At 68.9% G+C, this 14,074-nt stretch carries 13 protein-coding genes and 2 pseudogenes; 7 read left to right on the top strand and 8 right to left on the bottom strand.

Annotation, left to right across the window (positions count from 1 at the left end):
• Nucleotides 1–52 precede the first annotated feature (52 nt).
• The 4 genes and pseudogenes from purM to HRJ34_RS01950 all read left to right on the top strand — a co-directional run bounded on the left by purM (nt 53) and on the right by HRJ34_RS01950 (nt 2,771).
• Nucleotides 53–1,153, top strand: coding sequence for a phosphoribosylformylglycinamidine cyclo-ligase (gene purM / locus HRJ34_RS01965; RefSeq protein WP_208633198.1), 1,101 nt, complete (start codon nt 53–55; stop codon nt 1,151–1,153).
• Between the two features lie 40 nt (nt 1,154–1,193).
• Nucleotides 1,194–1,757 (top strand): annotated as a pseudogene (purN, locus tag HRJ34_RS01960) (phosphoribosylglycinamide formyltransferase); the annotation flags it as partial.
• A gap of 7 nt (nt 1,758–1,764) precedes the next feature.
• Nucleotides 1,765–2,391: a hypothetical protein gene (locus tag HRJ34_RS01955; RefSeq protein WP_011950885.1), complete on the top strand. Its 627-nt coding sequence runs from the start codon at nt 1,765–1,767 to the stop codon at nt 2,389–2,391.
• A complete protein-coding gene (locus HRJ34_RS01950) occupies nt 2,391–2,771 on the top strand; it encodes an MmcQ/YjbR family DNA-binding protein (RefSeq protein ID WP_208633196.1) in 381 nt (126 codons plus the stop codon). The genes HRJ34_RS01955 and HRJ34_RS01950 overlap by 1 nt, the downstream gene beginning before the upstream one ends.
• A 254-nt stretch (nt 2,772–3,025) precedes the next feature.
• On the opposite strand, the gene ndk is transcribed toward HRJ34_RS01950, so the two are convergent.
• The gene (gene ndk, locus HRJ34_RS01945) at nt 3,026–3,448 is read right to left on the bottom strand and encodes a nucleoside-diphosphate kinase (RefSeq protein WP_011950883.1); all 423 of its coding nucleotides are present in this window, start codon (nt 3,446–3,448) and stop codon (nt 3,026–3,028) included.
• A 291-nt stretch (nt 3,449–3,739) separates the two neighbouring features.
• Between ndk and HRJ34_RS01940 the strand changes: the two genes are divergently transcribed.
• Both HRJ34_RS01940 and aqpZ read left to right on the top strand, forming a co-directional pair.
• The gene (locus HRJ34_RS01940) at nt 3,740–5,293 is read left to right on the top strand and encodes a M28 family metallopeptidase (RefSeq protein ID WP_226949006.1); all 1,554 of its coding nucleotides are present in this window, start codon (nt 3,740–3,742) and stop codon (nt 5,291–5,293) included.
• Between the two features lie 109 nt (nt 5,294–5,402).
• Nucleotides 5,403–6,098 carry an aquaporin Z gene (aqpZ, locus tag HRJ34_RS01935; RefSeq protein ID WP_011950881.1) on the top strand — a complete coding sequence of 232 codons (696 nt, stop codon included), beginning with the start codon at nt 5,403–5,405 and terminating at the stop codon, nt 6,096–6,098.
• Nucleotides 6,099–6,144: 46 nt separating this feature from the next.
• Here aqpZ and HRJ34_RS01930 read toward each other — a convergent pair whose 3' ends face one another.
• A complete protein-coding gene (locus tag HRJ34_RS01930) occupies nt 6,145–8,082 on the bottom strand; it encodes a S9 family peptidase (RefSeq protein WP_226949005.1) in 1,938 nt (645 codons plus the stop codon).
• Between the two features lie 146 nt (nt 8,083–8,228).
• Here HRJ34_RS01930 and HRJ34_RS01925 point away from each other — a divergent pair, with 146 nt between their 5' ends.
• Nucleotides 8,229–9,233, top strand: coding sequence for a YfiM family protein (locus HRJ34_RS01925; RefSeq protein WP_208633195.1), 1,005 nt, complete (start codon nt 8,229–8,231; stop codon nt 9,231–9,233).
• Nucleotides 9,234–9,336: 103 nt separating this feature from the next.
• On the opposite strand, the gene queA is transcribed toward HRJ34_RS01925, so the two are convergent.
• The 6 genes and pseudogenes from queA to HRJ34_RS01895 form a co-directional block, all read right to left on the bottom strand.
• Nucleotides 9,337–10,371 carry a tRNA preQ1(34) S-adenosylmethionine ribosyltransferase-isomerase QueA gene (gene queA, locus HRJ34_RS01920; protein WP_208633194.1) on the bottom strand — a complete coding sequence of 345 codons (1,035 nt, stop codon included), beginning with the start codon at nt 10,369–10,371 and terminating at the stop codon, nt 9,337–9,339.
• 359 nt (nt 10,372–10,730) lie between these two features.
• Nucleotides 10,731–11,250 (bottom strand): annotated as a pseudogene (locus HRJ34_RS29115) (peptidylprolyl isomerase); the annotation flags it as partial.
• A 130-nt stretch (nt 11,251–11,380) separates the two neighbouring features.
• Nucleotides 11,381–11,878: a pantetheine-phosphate adenylyltransferase gene (gene coaD, locus HRJ34_RS01910; RefSeq protein ID WP_011950876.1), complete on the bottom strand. Its 498-nt coding sequence runs from the start codon at nt 11,876–11,878 to the stop codon at nt 11,381–11,383.
• Between the two features lie 24 nt (nt 11,879–11,902).
• Nucleotides 11,903–12,796, bottom strand: coding sequence for a polyprenyl synthetase family protein (locus HRJ34_RS01905; RefSeq protein WP_011950875.1), 894 nt, complete (start codon nt 12,794–12,796; stop codon nt 11,903–11,905).
• A 7-nt stretch (nt 12,797–12,803) separates the two neighbouring features.
• Complete coding sequence (locus HRJ34_RS01900) at nt 12,804–13,049, bottom strand: exodeoxyribonuclease VII small subunit (RefSeq protein ID WP_020372200.1); 246 nt, start codon at nt 13,047–13,049, stop codon at nt 12,804–12,806.
• A 207-nt stretch (nt 13,050–13,256) separates the two neighbouring features.
• Nucleotides 13,257–13,934, bottom strand: coding sequence for a DUF1013 domain-containing protein (locus tag HRJ34_RS01895; RefSeq protein ID WP_011950873.1), 678 nt, complete (start codon nt 13,932–13,934; stop codon nt 13,257–13,259).
• Nucleotides 13,935–14,074: the final 140 nt, after the last annotated feature.

The following is a 14,074-nucleotide window of genomic DNA, read 5'->3' as shown; positions in this document are numbered from 1 at the left end:
TTTGGCGACTTGGCCGTGGAAATCCAAGAGCGATGTGGCTAGGGCGACGTGCATGAGCAGCAACGACCAAGAATCCTACACCTATGCCAAGGCCGGCGTCTCGATCGCGGCGGGCAACGCGCTGGTCAAGGCGATCGGCCCGCTCGCCAAGGCGACGCGTCGGCCGGGCGCCGATGCCGACCTGGGCGGCTTCGGCGGCTTCTTCGACCTGAAGGCGGCCGGCTACAGCGATCCGCTGCTGGTCGCCGCCAATGACGGCGTCGGCACCAAGCTGAAGCTGGCGATCGACAGCGGCAAGCATGACGGCGTCGGCATCGACCTGGTCGCGATGTGCGCCAACGACCTGATCGTCCAGGGCGCCGAGCCGCTGTTCTTCCTCGATTATTTCGCGACCGGCCGGCTCGACAACGGCGTCGCCGAAGCGGTGATCGCGGGCATCGCCGAGGGCTGCAAGCTCGCCGGCTGCGCGCTGATCGGCGGCGAGACCGCCGAGATGCCGGGCATGTACGCCGACGGCGACTATGACCTGGCCGGCTTCTGCGTCGGCGCGGTCGAGCGCGAGCAGGCGCTGACCGGCAACCGCGTCGCGGCGGGCCAGGCGATCCTCGGCCTCGCCTCGTCGGGCGTCCATTCGAACGGCTTCTCGCTGGTCCGCCGACTCGCCGCTGACAAGGGCTGGAAGCTCGACCGCCCCGCCCTGTTCGACCAGGACGTGCTGCTGATCGATGCGCTGCTCGCGCCGACCCGCATCTATGTGAAGGCGCTGCTGCCGCTGGTCCGCTCGGGCGCGGTCAAGGCGATGGCGCACATCACCGGCGGCGGCCTGCTCGAGAACATCCCGCGCGTCCTGCCCGAGGGGCTGCACGCGCATGTCGACGCCGACCTGTGGCCGCAGCCGCGGCTGATGGCCTTCCTCCAGGCCCAGGGCCATATCGAGCCCGAGGAGATGGCCCGCACCTTCAACTGCGGCATAGGCATGGCGGTGATCGTCGACGAGGCCGACGTGGCGGCCGTCACCGCCGCGCTGGAGGCGGCCGGCGAGACGGTGCTGAGGATCGGCCACATCGCCGCGGGCGACAAGGGCTGCACCGTCCGGGGCGGCGACGAGAGCTGGAGCGCGCGGACCGCCTGGTCGGCCACGCACCTGGGCTAGACATGCCTGGCCTTCGTCGCGGGAATGACGGGAGAGGGTCGTGAACGGCAGGACCCCCATCGCCATCCTGATCTCCGGGCGCGGCAGCAACATGCGCGTGCTGGTCGAGGCGTCGCGGGCGCCCGACTGCCCCTATGAGGTGGTGCTGGTCGCGTCGAACGATCCCGACGCGCCCGGCCTCGCCATCGCCCGCGACGCCGGGATCGCTACCTTCGCGCACAGCCACAAGGGGCTGACCCGCGACGCGTTCGACGCGATCATCGACAAGGCGCTGCGCGAAGCCGGGGTCCGCTATGTCGCGCTCGCCGGCTATATGCGCATCCTGAGCGAGGGCTTCGTCGCCGGCTGGGCGGGCCGGATGCTCAACATCCACCCCTCGCTGCTGCCCAGGTACAAGGGGCTCGACACCCATGCCCGCGCGATCGCGGCGGGCGATGCCGAAGGGGGCTGCTCGGTCCACATCGTCACCGCGACGCTCGACGACGGCGAGGTGGTCGGGCAGGCGCGCGTGCCGATCCTGCCGGGCGACACGCCCGAGGCGCTGGCCGACCGCGTCCTTATCGAGGAACATCGGCTTTATCCGGCGGCGCTGGCCGACTATATCCGGGCGCATGGCTGACGACAGTGCGGAGGCCGCCGCCGCCCGGCGGCGCAGGTTACGATGGCTCACTTTGGCCGAGGTCCTCGGCGTATCGGCGCTCGTCATCTCGGCGCTGACGCTGTGGAACAGCTATAGCGAGCGCCGCCACAGCGAGGAGACGCGCACCGCCGAGAGCCGCGCGGCGAGCAGCAAGGCCCGCATCCTCGTGCTGCGCGCCGAGGTGCAGCGCGACGGCGACCGGCTCGAACTCCACGCCGCCGGGGACCAGGTGATCCAGGGCCAGACCATCGCCTTCCCCAAGGCGCTCGGCGTCGATCCGGTCGACAGCACCGATCCGCGCATCGAGGCGTCCTGGTTCGCGAGCGGCCTCAAGAAGGCGCGCCGCGAGGCCGGCGAGCCCGAACGGCCGCGCGGCGACGCGCGCCTGCCGGTGGCGATCACCACCCGCTTCACCGTCGACGGCGACCTGGCCGAGGACGTGACGCTCTACGACATCGGCTATGTCACCGACGGCAGCTTCCTCGGCGGCACCTCGATCCGCCTGCGCGGACTGTCGCTGATCGGGCGGAGCAGCGCCAAGGCGGCGCAGGCGCGGCTCGACGCGCTGTGGAAGGCGCGCCACAAGGGAGCGAAGTGATGGCGTCGGACGATCCCAGGGCGGTCCATGCGCGGGTCGCCGCGCTGGCGGCGGCGCTGCCGCAGGTCGAGGAGAAGGTCTCGCACGGGTCGCCCTGCTGGCGCGTCGCCGACAAGCGGATGTTCGCCTATTTCTGGCACAACCACCACGGCGACGACCGCACCGCGCTGCTGGTCAAGACGAGCGGCGTCGAGGAGCAGGAGATGCTCATCGACCTCGATCCGGACATCTATTTCAAGCCGCCCTATCTGGGTCCGTCGGGCTGGATCGGCGTCCGGCTCGACCAGCCCGATACCGACTGGGAGCAGGTGGACCATCGCCTGCGCGAAAGCTGGCGCCTGGCCGCGCCGCCCAAGCTGGCGGCGATGATGGAATTCTAGAGCGATTTCTAGGCAGATGGAAACATCTGCCGACTCGGAAATCGCGGTAAAACAAAAATCTAGAGCGGCCGATCCGATGCAATCGGATCGTGAACCGCTCTAGGCGAAACCTGCGCCTTCTGCGTCATTCCCGCGAAAGCGGGAATCCATGGACAGCGGCGTACAAGAGCCTCCAACGGTCCGTGACCGTGGATTCCCGCTTTCGCGGGAATGACGGGAGAGGAAGGCTAAAGCCCCCTCCCCCTCATTCGGCATCAGCCGACGATCTCTTCCGGCTTGAAGAAGAAGTCGATCTCGATCTTCGCGTTCTCGGCGCTGTCCGAGCCGTGGACCGAGTTGGCCTCGATCGACTCCGCGAAGGTCTTGCGGATCGTGCCCTCGTCGGCGTTGGCCGGGTTGGTCGCGCCCATCACCTCGCGGTTGCGCGCGACGGCGTTCTCGCCCTCGAGCACCTGGACCACGACCGGGCCCGAGATCATGAAGCTGACGAGGTCGCCGAAGAACGGACGCTCGCGGTGCACGCCGTAGAAACCCTCGGCCTGCTCCTTGGTCATGTGGATGCGCTTCGAAGCGACGACGCGCAGGCCGGCCTCTTCGAGCTTGGCGGTGATCGCGCCCGTCAGGTTGCGACGCGTCGCGTCGGGCTTGATGATCGAGAAAGTGCGTTCGGTCGCCATCGGCGAGCGGCTCCATGTCTTGGGTGGTGAAGGATGGCGCGCCTTTAGTGGCTGCACCGCGATATGGCAAGGCGCAGCGCGGCGAGGCCCGTGCCCTAATGTATAGACAAAAGTGCTGGCGGCATTCGTCGAAAAACGCTTAGGTGCCCGCCATCGCCCGTCCGGGCCGCAACCTTCCGACAGGAGCTTCCATGCGCAAGATCGCAGCCTGCTCGCAGCCCCGCTGCTGCTCGCCCGCCTCTGCCTCGCCGCCCCCACCCTGCCTTCGACGTCCAGCGCTTCCAACCGGACGTGAAGACGCTGTCCGACGACAGCTTCGAGGGCCGCGCCCCCGCGACCGAGGGCGAGAAGAAGACGATCGCCTACATCATCCAGCAGATGAAGGCCGCCGGCCTCCAGCCCGGCATGCCCGATGGCGGCTGGACGCAGAGCGTGCCGCTGCTCAAGTCCGACATCGTCGGCGCGCCGAAGCTGTCGCTCAGGCTGGGCGACGGCGCCGCCCGCGCGCTGACCCAGGGCGAGGAGATCGCCGTCCGCGCCGCGCTGACCGGGCAGGACAAGGTCGACATCGCCGCCGCCCCGCTGGTCTTCGTCGGCTATGGCGTCAAGGCGCCCGAACGGAACTGGGACGACTTCAAGGGCGCCGACCTCAAGGGCAAGATCCTCGTCGTCCTCGTCAACGATCCCGATTTCGAGGGTGGAGCCGGAGAATTGGGGGGCGATTTCGGCGGCAAGACCATGACCTATTATGGCCGCTGGACCTACAAATATGAGGAAGGCGCGCGGCAGGGCGCGGCCGGCGTGCTGGTGATCCACGAATATGCGCCGGCCTCCTATGGCTGGCCGACGGTCAAGAACTCGAACACCAACACGATGTTCGACATCGTCCGCGCCGATCCCACGGCCGAGCATGTCCCGATGGAGGGCTGGATCCAGCGCGACCTAGCGGTCGACCTGTTCAAGGCGGCGGGCCTCGATTTCGAGGCGATGAAGAAGGCCGCGCAGAGGAAGGACTTCAAGCCCGTCGCGCTCAACGCCACGCTCGACGCCGCCTATGCGGTGAAGGCGGAGACGATCACCTCCTACAACGTCCTCGGCCGCCTCGCCGGGGCGAAGCATCCGAACGAGACGGTGATCTATTCGGGCCATTGGGACCATCTCGGCATCGGCCAGCCCGACGCGAAGGGCGACCGCATCTACAACGGCGCGCGCGACAACGCCTCGGGCATCGCCGCGCTGCTCGAACTGGGCCGCGCCTTCGCCAAGGCCCCGCGCACCGACCGATCGGTCCTGTTCCTCGCCGTGACCGCCGAGGAGAAGGGCCTGCTCGGCTCCGAATATTATGCCGCCAACCCGGTCTATCCGCTCGCCACCACCGCCGGGGTGATCAACATGGACAGCATCGTCGGCGAAGGCGCGGCCAGGGACTTCACCATCTCCGGCGTCGCCAGGCTCGGCCTGCTCGACATGCTGGTCGACCAGGGCAGGAAGCTCGGCCGCGTCTACGTGCCCGATCCCAAGACCGAGACGGGCGGCTTCTACCGTTCCGACCATTTCCCGATGGCGAAGGCCGGGGTGCCCGCCTTCTCGTTCAAGGGCGGCATCGACCTGGTCAATGGCGGCGTCGCGCGCGGCAAGGAACTGGGCGCGATCTACACGCGCGACCGCTACCACCAGCCCGCCGACGAGTGGAGCGCCGACATGGACCTGTCCAACATCGGGCCGGACCTGACCTTGCTCTACAATACCGGCCGCGCGCTCGCCGACGGCCGTGCCTGGCCCGACTGGGCGCCCGACGCCGAGTTCAAGGCGAAGCGCGACGAGACGGCGGCGGAGCGGAAATAAACCTCAGGGAGAGGCCTCACTTGTCGATCCGAAACAATGGGGTGTAGCCTCGCCCCGTCGTCGTAGTTGCGAAGAGAAGGGTAAGCGGCGGCGTTAACAGGAGAGGCATATGACAAGGAAGCTTGCAGCAGAATTGTTCGGAACCTTCTGGCTGGTGTTCGGCGGATGCGGCTCGGCCGTGCTCGCCGCGGCATTCCCGGAACTCGGCATCGGGTTCGCGGGCGTCGCCCTCGCCTTCGGCCTGACCGTGCTGACCATGGCCTATGCGGTCGGCGGCATCTCCGGCGGGCATTTCAACCCGGCGGTCTCGCTCGGCGCCGCCGCCGCCGGCCGCCTGCCGTGGAAGGACCTGGTCCCCTATTGGGTCGCGCAGGTCGTGGGCGCGATCGCCGCCGCCGCCGTGCTCTACGCGATCGCGTCGGGCAAGCCGGGCTTCGAAGCCGGCGGCTTCGCCTCCAACGGCTATGACGCGCTGTCGCCGGGCGGCTACAGCCTGCACGCGGCGCTGCTGATCGAGATCGTCCTGACGGCCGGCTTCATCATCGTCATCCTCGGGTCGACCTCGTCGCTGGTCCCGGCCGGCTTCGCGCCGATCCCGATCGGCCTCGCGCTCACCCTGATCCACCTGATCTCGATCCCGGTGACCAACACCTCGGTCAATCCGGCGCGCTCGACCGGCGTCGCGCTGTTCGCGACCACCGACGCGCTCGGCCAGCTCTGGCTGTTCTGGGCGGCGCCGCTGGTCGGAGCCGTGATCGGCGCGCTGATCTGGCGCTTCCTGCTCGCCTCGCCCGACGAGGCTTGAGCCCAAGGCGTTTCGGGGCGGATCGAAGCGTCCGCCCCGAAACGCCCTATTTCGTCGCCGCCGGATCGAACAGGCGGCGCAGGAACACCGTCTCCACCTCGCGGCGCAGGTCGTTGTTCGGCTTCTTGAGGAAGCCATGGCCCTCGTCGGCGAACAGCACGTACCACGCCTCGTTGCCGGCGGCGCGCAGCTTGGCGACCACCTGGTCGGACTCCGACTGCGGCACGCGCGGATCATTGGCGCCCTGCATCACCAGCATCGGCCTGGTGATCCGGCCGACATTGTTGGTCGGCGAGATCGCCTCGAAGACCTTGCGCATCTTCGGGTCGCGCTCGTCGCCATATTCGGCGCGGCGATTGTCGCGGCGATAGGCTTCGGTATTCTCGAGGAAGGTCGTCCAGTTGCTGATGCCGTAGCGCTCGACCCCGCCGACCAGCCGGTCCGAATAATGGGTCATCACGGCAAGGCTCATATAGCCGCCATAGGACTGGCCGTAGACCGCGACCCGCTTGGCATCGAGCCCGGGCTGCCTCGCGATCCAGTCGAGCAGCGCGCCGATGTCGCGCACCGAATCCTCGCGCTTTTCGGCATTGTCGAGGTTCAGGTAGCGCTTGCCATAGCCGTCGCTGCCGCGGACGTTGGGCAGGATCACCGTCGCCTGCAGCACGTCGGCGAAATATTGCGCGCCATAGTTCCAGACCGGGCGGGTCTGCGCCTCCGGCCCGCCATGGATGTCGATGATCACCGGGGTCGGCCGGTCGGCCGGCACGCCCTTCGGCCGATAGACGAAGGCCGGCACCGACAGGCCGTCGAACGATGTGAAGCGGATCAGCTCGGGCTCGGCGAGCCCGGCGGGATCGAGCTCGCCCAGTTCCGAGGTCGTCCAGCGGGTGAGCGCGGCGCCGTCGACGTCCCAGCTCCACACGTCGCCCGCCGAGGTGGCCGAGGTCAGGCCGATCGCCAGCCGGCGGCCGTCGGGCGTGAACTTCAGCGCGGTCAGCACGCCCCTGGGCAGCGCCGGCTGCGGCAGCGCGCGGCGGGTCACCCGGTCCTGCACGACGACGCGGGAGAAGCCGTCCTCGTTGATCGCATAAGCGAGGACACGGCCGTCATCGGACAGGTCGTAATCCTCGACGCCCCAACCGAGGCCCGGCGTCAGCACCGTCTGCCGGCCGGTCGCGAGATCGATCTCGACGAGCTGGCGGGTGTCGCTGCCGCTGTCGGAGATGGCGATCAGGCTCCGGCCGCCGGGCAGGTAGCGCGGCTTCTGGTAGATGGCGGGCGCGGTCTTCGGCGCGATGCGGGCCGCCTTGCCGGTCGCGAGGTCGAGCTCGAACAGCTGGTCCTCGCGGTTCGACAGGCTCCGCACGAAGATCAGCCGGTTCTTGTCCGCCGCGATGTCGGCCGGATCGATCGCGCCGTCCGCCCGGTAGAGCGGCCTCGGGGCGCCGCCCGCCTTCGGATCGACGCCGATCAGGCTGTAGGCCGCGCTGCCCCTGGTCGCGCGCGCCCAGACGAGCAGCGACCCGTCCTTGCTGAACACCGGCGACTGGTTGCGTGTCGTCGGCTCGGTCAGCCGCGTCGCGGTGCCGGCGAGGCCGCGCAGGTCGAGCTGGAACCATTCGTCGCCGCCGGTGTCGCCGACCGTCACGAAGCGATCACTGCCGGGAATGACGTGCGCCTCGGCGATCGGCTCGCTGCCGAAGCTGATCTGGGTACGGGCGCCGCCGGGCACGGCGACGTGGTGGATCTGCTGCGTCGCGCCGAAGCGGGTCGCGATCAGCATCGATCCGTCGGGCAGCCAGTCCTCGAACAACGCCGCGCGGCTGTTCTGGTAGCGCTGCACCGCGTCGCGCACCTCGGCCGGGATCGCCGGCACATTCTGCAGCGTGGCGGAGCCGACATGGCGGGTTTCGACGGTCTGGGCGGAAAGGGGCGCGACGAGCGCGGCGAGCGCCGTGGAGGCGACGAGCATCTTGAACATGCCCCCGATATTCGACCGCGCCCTCCCCGCCGTCAGCCGCCGCCGTCCGACCGGCCCGAGGGCTCGCCCTATCGCAACGGGAGCGCCCCAAAATTGACAGCCCAAATCAACGAGATGCCAATCGTCCCTGCGAACCGGAGGAAGATGTGACGATAACCGACGGGCTGGCACGACCGGTCATCCGCAGCCTGGCGACGATCGCCTTCGCGACCTCGGCCGCGCCGATCCTGGCCGACGCCATCGACGAAAACGCGCCCGCGATCGATTTCGACCTGTCCGAGCCGCACAAGGACTGGCTCGCCTTTGCCGAGCAGCCGGTACCGGCGGCGGAACCGGGCTACGGCCCGTCGCTGCCCGCCACGCCCGCCGCCGAGGAGCCGAATGGACAGCGGCTGTCGTTCGGTCGGCAGGTCGGAGCGATCAAGTGGGAATTGGGCGCCGCGCTGGTCTGGGTCACCGGGACCAACATCGCCAAGGTCAACCGCGAGGGCGGCCGCCGCTTCCACTTCCAGGACGAAGGCTGGTTCGGGAAGGACACGATCAACCTGGGCATGGACAAGCTGACCCACGCCTGGAACACCTATTGGATCACCGACATGATCGAGGCGCGCATCCGCCGCAAGACGGGTGCGACCAATGCCGGGCTGACCGCGGCCTCGCTGTCGATGGGGGTGATGCTCTATGCCGAGCTGTGGGACGCCCACAAGAAATCGAGCGGCTTCTCCTTCCAGGACATCGCGATGAACGCGAGCGGCGCGGGTTTCTCGCTGCTGCGCAACGCGGTGCCGGGGCTCGACCGCAAGCTCGACTTCCGGCTGCTGCTGATCCCCAACAAGGACATCTACACGCCCTCGGGCACGCGGCATTACCGGCAGATGCGCTATCTGTTCGCGCTCAAGCTGGCCGGGTTCGAGGGGCTGGAGGACAGCCCGCTCCGCTTCGTCGAGCTCCACGCCGGCTATCGCGCGACCGGCTTCACCGCGAAGGAGGAAGCCCGCGGCGATCCGCGCCGCCGACGGCCCTTCATCGGGATCGGCCTCAATCTCAACGAGCTGTTCTTCCCCAGTCGCCCCTCGGGCTGGGCCGGCCGAGCGGCGAGCGAGGCGCTGCAATATGTGCAGGTCCCCTACACCGCCTATCACGCCGATTGAGGGGAGCGCCCTTGGACTCGATAGATGGATGCCCACCGTCTCCCATCGTCATTCCCGCGAAAGCGGGAATGACGGAAAGGTCAGGAAATCAGCAGGAACGAATCTAGCCGGGCAGCAGCAGGCTCGAATCCCCATAGCTGTAGAAGCGATAGCCTCCTGCGATCGCATGGGCATAGGCCGCCTGCATCCGCTCGCGCCCCATCAGGGCGCTGACCAGCATGAACAGGGTCGACTTGGGCAAATGGAAGTTGGTCATCAGCCCGTCGATCGCGCGGAAGCGGTAGCCGGGGGTGATGAAGATCGCGGTGTCGCCGTCGAAGGTGCGGATCACGCCGTCCTCGCCGGTCGCGCTTTCGAGCAGGCGCAGGCTGGTCGTGCCGACCGCGATCACCCGGCCGCCGGCCGCGCGGATCGCGTTGAGGCGGTCGGCGGTCGCGGCGTCGATGCGGCCCCATTCGGCATGCATCCGGTGGTCGTCGGTGTCGTCGGCCTTGACCGGCAGGAAGGTGCCCGCGCCGACATGGAGGGTCAGCGTCTCGCTGGCGATCCCCGCCGCCGCCAGCGCCTCCATCAGGCGCGGCGTGAAATGGAGCGCGGCGGTCGGCGCGGCGACGGCCCCCTTCTCGCGCGCGAACATGGTCTGGTAATCGTCGCGGTCGCGATCGTCGGTCGGGCGCTTGCCGGCGATATAGGGCGGCAACGGCATGGTGCCGGCGCGTTCGAGCAGCAACTCGACCGGCTCGTCGCCCTCGAAATCGAGCAGGATCGATCCGTCCTCGCCACGCCCGGCGGCGATCGCCGACACGCCCGCGCCGAAATCGATCCGGTCGCCGGTCCGCACCCGCTTGGCGTTGCGGACGAAGGCGCGCCACTGGCGCAGCCCCTCGCGCTTGTGGAGGGTCGCGCCGATCCGCGCCTCGCCGCGCCGCCCTTCGAGCTGGGCCGGGATCACCCGCGTGTCGTTGAACACCAGGCAGTCGCCGGCGCGCAGCAGCCCCGGCAGGTCGGAGACATGCCGGTCGGCGAGCGCGCCCTCGCTTCCCTCGACCAGCAGCATCCGCGCGCTGTCGCGCGGGCTGGCGGGCCGCAGGGCGATATTCTCGGGCGGGAGATCGAAGTCGAAGAGGTCGACGCGCATCGCTGGGCGTTATTGCGGCGAGGCGGCCGCCTCCTCGCCGGCCACCGCGCGGACCGCATCCTCGGTCGGCTGCGCGTCGGCCACCGCCTCGACGGCGGCATCGGTGCCCTGCGGGGCCACAGAGGGCGAGACCGCCGCCTCGCCGCCGCCACCGACCGCGTCGGCGGGGTTGGCGAGGTCGCCGGGCTGCGACTGCTGCTTGCGGAGCTTCTTCGCTTCCTTGGCCGCCTTCTCGGCAGCTTCCTTCTCTTCCTTCGCCGCCTTCTCGCGCGCCTTGCGGTCCTGCTTGCCGGCGGCGGCGGGCGCGACGGCCTCAGGCGCGGCCGGGGGCACGAAGGCGACCGGCGGCTGGCCCTGATCGTCGGACTCGATCGAGGCATGGACGATCTTCGACGGGTTCGCCGGCGGCTCGCCCTTCTCGATCGCGTCGACATATTCCATGCCGGAGAAGACGCGGCCGATCGGCGTGTAGTTGCCGTCGAGCGTCAGGTTGGGCTGCAGCATGATGAAGAACTGGCTGTTCGCCGAATTGGGGTCCTGCGCGCGCGCCATCGCCATCACGCCGCGAACGTGCGGCATGTCGTTGAACTCGGCCTTCAGGTCGGGAAGGTCGGAACCGCCCTCGCCCGTGCCCTTGGGATCGCCGCCCTGCGCCATGAAGCCTTCGATCACGCGGTGGAAGGTCAGGCCGTCATAGAAATGGCGGCGCACCAGCGTCTTGATCCGGTCGACCGAATAGGGCGCCTTGTCGGGGCGCAGCAGGATCTTCACCCGCCCGCCGGTCGACAGGTCGAGATTGAGGATGTTCTGCGGGTCCTGCGCGGGCGCATCGACAGGTGCGGGAGCCGGCGCCGGCTGGGCCAGCGCCACGCCGGCCATGAACAGTCCCGCAAAAGCCGCAACAACGAACTTCGATCGCATCAGATCACTTCTCCACACCGCGCCCCGGAGGCGCGGCCTCGAATAGGCATGTCCGGATTGCCCGCGGCTGAACCGCCGGCACCCGTCCTCAGCTTCCCTTCTTACCGATCTTTTCGACGCGCGCGACGACTTCCTGCACCACCCGCTTGGGCACGAAGCGATCGATCGCCCCGCCATAGAGCGCGATCTCCTTGACGAGGCGCGACGCGATCGGCTGCAACGCGACGTCGGCCATCAGGAAGACGGTCTCGACGCGGTTGTTGAGCTGCTGGTTCATCCCCGCCATCTGATATTCATATTCGAAGTCGGCAACGGCGCGCAGGCCGCGCACGATGATCGCCGCGCCCATGCTCTCGGCGAAATCCATCAGCAGCGAATCGAAGGCGACGACCTCGACGCCGGGAAGATCGGCGGTCTCGCGACGGACCATCGCCAGCCGCTCCTCGACCGTGAACATCGGCGACTTGGACGCATTGGTGGTGACGCCGATGACGAGCTTGTCGACCAGCTTCGCGCCGCGCCGGATGATGTCCATATGACCCAGCGTGATCGGATCGAAGGTGCCGGGATAGACGCCGGTCCGCATAGATGCTCCCCCTTTGCCGGCCGTTCAGCGGTCGCGATCGACCACATAAGCCGCGATGTCGCGTAGCAGATCGGCTTCGCGTCCGAAATTGCCAAGATGATCGATCGCCTGCTGCGACAGCAGCCGCGCCTGCGCCCGCGCGCGATCGACGCCGAGCAGGCCGACGAAGGTCGCCTTGCCGGCGGCGTGGTCCTTGCCCGCCGCCTTGCCCATCGCCGCGGGATCGCCCTCGGCGTCGAGCAGGTCGTCGGCGATCTGGAAGGCGAGGCCCAGGTCGTGGGCATAGGCGCGCAGCTTGGTCCGGCCCTCGGGCGGCACCCGGCCGAGAATCGCGCCGGCCTCGATCGAAAAGCCGATCAGCGCGCCGGTCTTGAGCTGCTGGAGCCGCGAGATGGCGTCGAGGTCATGCTCCCCGCCGGCCTCCGCCGCCATGTCCATCGCCTGCCCGCCGACCATGCCGGCCGGGCCTGCCGCGGCCGCCAGCGCCGCGACCAGCTCGCTGCGGACGAAGGGATCGGGATGGGTCGCCTCCGACGCCGCGATCTCGAAGGCGAGCGCCTGGAAGCCGTCGCCGGCGAGGATCGCGGTCGCCTCGTCATAGGCGCGGTGGACGGTCGGGCGGCCGCGCCGCAGGTCGTCGTCGTCCATCGCCGGCAGGTCGTCGTGGATCAGGCTGTAGACGTGGATCGCCTCGATCGCGAGGCCGGCGCGCAGCGCGCATTCGGGATCGACCGCGAACAGCCGCGCCGATGCGCAGGCCAGCAACGGCCGCAGCCGCTTGCCGCCGCCGATCGCGGCGTGGCGCATCGCCGCGTAGAGGCGCTCGCGGCTGTCGTCGGGCGGGGTCAGCAGCGTATCGAAACGGGCGTCGATCTCCTGCGCGATGCGCGCGAGCTCGGAAGCGAGAAGGGCCGACATCGCCGGATCAGCTCGCGGTGAAGGGCTCGGTCCCCCGCGGCGCGCCATCGGCGCCCAGGCTGATCTTCTCGATCCGCGCCTTGGCGGCGTTCAGCCGTTCCTCGCACAGCCGCTTCAGCGCATCGCCCTTCGCGTAGAGCGAGATCGATTCGTCGAGGGGAACCTCACCCGATTCGAGCTGGCGGACGATCGTTTCGAGCTGCTTGAGGGCGTCCTCGAAGGAGAGGTCGGCAAGGGCGGCGCTATCGGTCATGGCAAGGCTTTTGGGCTCGGGCGGCGGCAGGGTCAAGGATGGGTTGGGATGCGCGGGCCCTTCTGGCCTCACGCATTCCCCGACCGTCATTCCCGCGAAAGCGGGAATCCATGGACGGCGGCACCTCGCGTCGAACAGCGTTCCGTGACAGTGGATTCCCGCTTTCGCGGGAATGACGACAGAGGGAGCGCAGGCTCGAACCGCTCCTTACTTCTTGAACGGATCGTGGAAGGTCGCGCCGCCATAGGTCGACTCTTCGACATGGACCGCGTCGGCGTTGCGGACGGCGGCCTCGCGCTCGGCGCGGAGCTGCTCGATCAGCGCCTCGCGGTCGCCTTCGAGGCGGGTGTCGGTCGGCGCTTCGAGGCCGGCGGCCTTGGCCGCCTTGGCGACGACGGCGTCGAGCTCGCGCTGCGAGCTGAGGCCCAGCGTCACCGGGTCCTTCGGCACGATGTTGGCGATGTTCCAGTGGGTCCGGTCGCGGATCGCGGCGATGGTGGTGCGGGTCGTGCCGATCAGCTTGGAGATCTGGCCGTCCGACACCTCGGGATGGTTGCGGATGATCCAGGCGATGCCGTCGGGCTTGTCCTGACGCTTCGACACCGGGGTGTAGCGCGGGCCCTTGGTGCGGCGGAGCTGGTCCGGCCCCTTCTGCATGACGAGGCGGTAGTTCGGGTCCTGCTGGCCCTTCTCGATCTCGGCCATGGTCAGCTCGCCCGCGCGGACCGGATCGCGCCCGGTCAGCTTGGTCGCCGCCATGTCGTCAGCGATCGCCTGGACCTCGAGGATGTGCAGGCCGCAGAACTCGGCGATCTGCTGGAAGCTGAGCGCGGTGTTGTCGACCAGCCACGAGGCGGTGGCATGAGGCATGAGCGGCTGGGCCATAGCGGTCCTCCAAAATAAAAGGGCCGCCCCGTCACGGAGCGGCCGAAGCGTGGGGGATGATGTACTGAAGCCCGCGCTCCAGCACAAGACTGACGTGTGGAGGCGCTTCCGAGCCCTCTCCCGCGTGGGAGAGGGCGGCG

It is taken from the genome of Rhizorhabdus wittichii (genome assembly GCF_017607425.1).
Lineage (GTDB): Bacteria > Pseudomonadota > Alphaproteobacteria > Sphingomonadales > Sphingomonadaceae > Rhizorhabdus > Rhizorhabdus wittichii.
This window is presented reverse-complemented; position numbering and strand designations above follow the sequence as displayed.

Excerpts from the sequence above, each read along its gene's own strand:
- purM (WP_208633198.1), top strand. The coding sequence starts at position 53 with ATGAGCAGCAACGACCAAGAATCCTACACCTATGCCAAGGCCGGCGTC.
- HRJ34_RS01955 (WP_011950885.1), top strand. The coding sequence starts at position 1,765 with ATGGCTGACGACAGTGCGGAGGCCGCCGCCGCCCGGCGGCGCAGGTTA.
- HRJ34_RS01950 (WP_208633196.1), top strand. The coding sequence starts at position 2,391 with ATGGCGTCGGACGATCCCAGGGCGGTCCATGCGCGGGTCGCCGCGCTG.
- ndk (WP_011950883.1), bottom strand. The coding sequence starts at position 3,448 with ATGGCGACCGAACGCACTTTCTCGATCATCAAGCCCGACGCGACGCGT.
- aqpZ (WP_011950881.1), top strand. The coding sequence starts at position 5,403 with ATGACAAGGAAGCTTGCAGCAGAATTGTTCGGAACCTTCTGGCTGGTG.
- HRJ34_RS01930 (WP_226949005.1), bottom strand. The coding sequence starts at position 8,082 with ATGTTCAAGATGCTCGTCGCCTCCACGGCGCTCGCCGCGCTCGTCGCG.
- queA (WP_208633194.1), bottom strand. The coding sequence starts at position 10,371 with ATGCGCGTCGACCTCTTCGACTTCGATCTCCCGCCCGAGAATATCGCC.
- coaD (WP_011950876.1), bottom strand. The coding sequence starts at position 11,878 with ATGCGGACCGGCGTCTATCCCGGCACCTTCGATCCGATCACGCTGGGT.
- HRJ34_RS01905 (WP_011950875.1), bottom strand. The coding sequence starts at position 12,796 with ATGTCGGCCCTTCTCGCTTCCGAGCTCGCGCGCATCGCGCAGGAGATC.
- HRJ34_RS01900 (WP_020372200.1), bottom strand. The coding sequence starts at position 13,049 with ATGACCGATAGCGCCGCCCTTGCCGACCTCTCCTTCGAGGACGCCCTC.
- HRJ34_RS01895 (WP_011950873.1), bottom strand. The coding sequence starts at position 13,934 with ATGGCCCAGCCGCTCATGCCTCATGCCACCGCCTCGTGGCTGGTCGAC.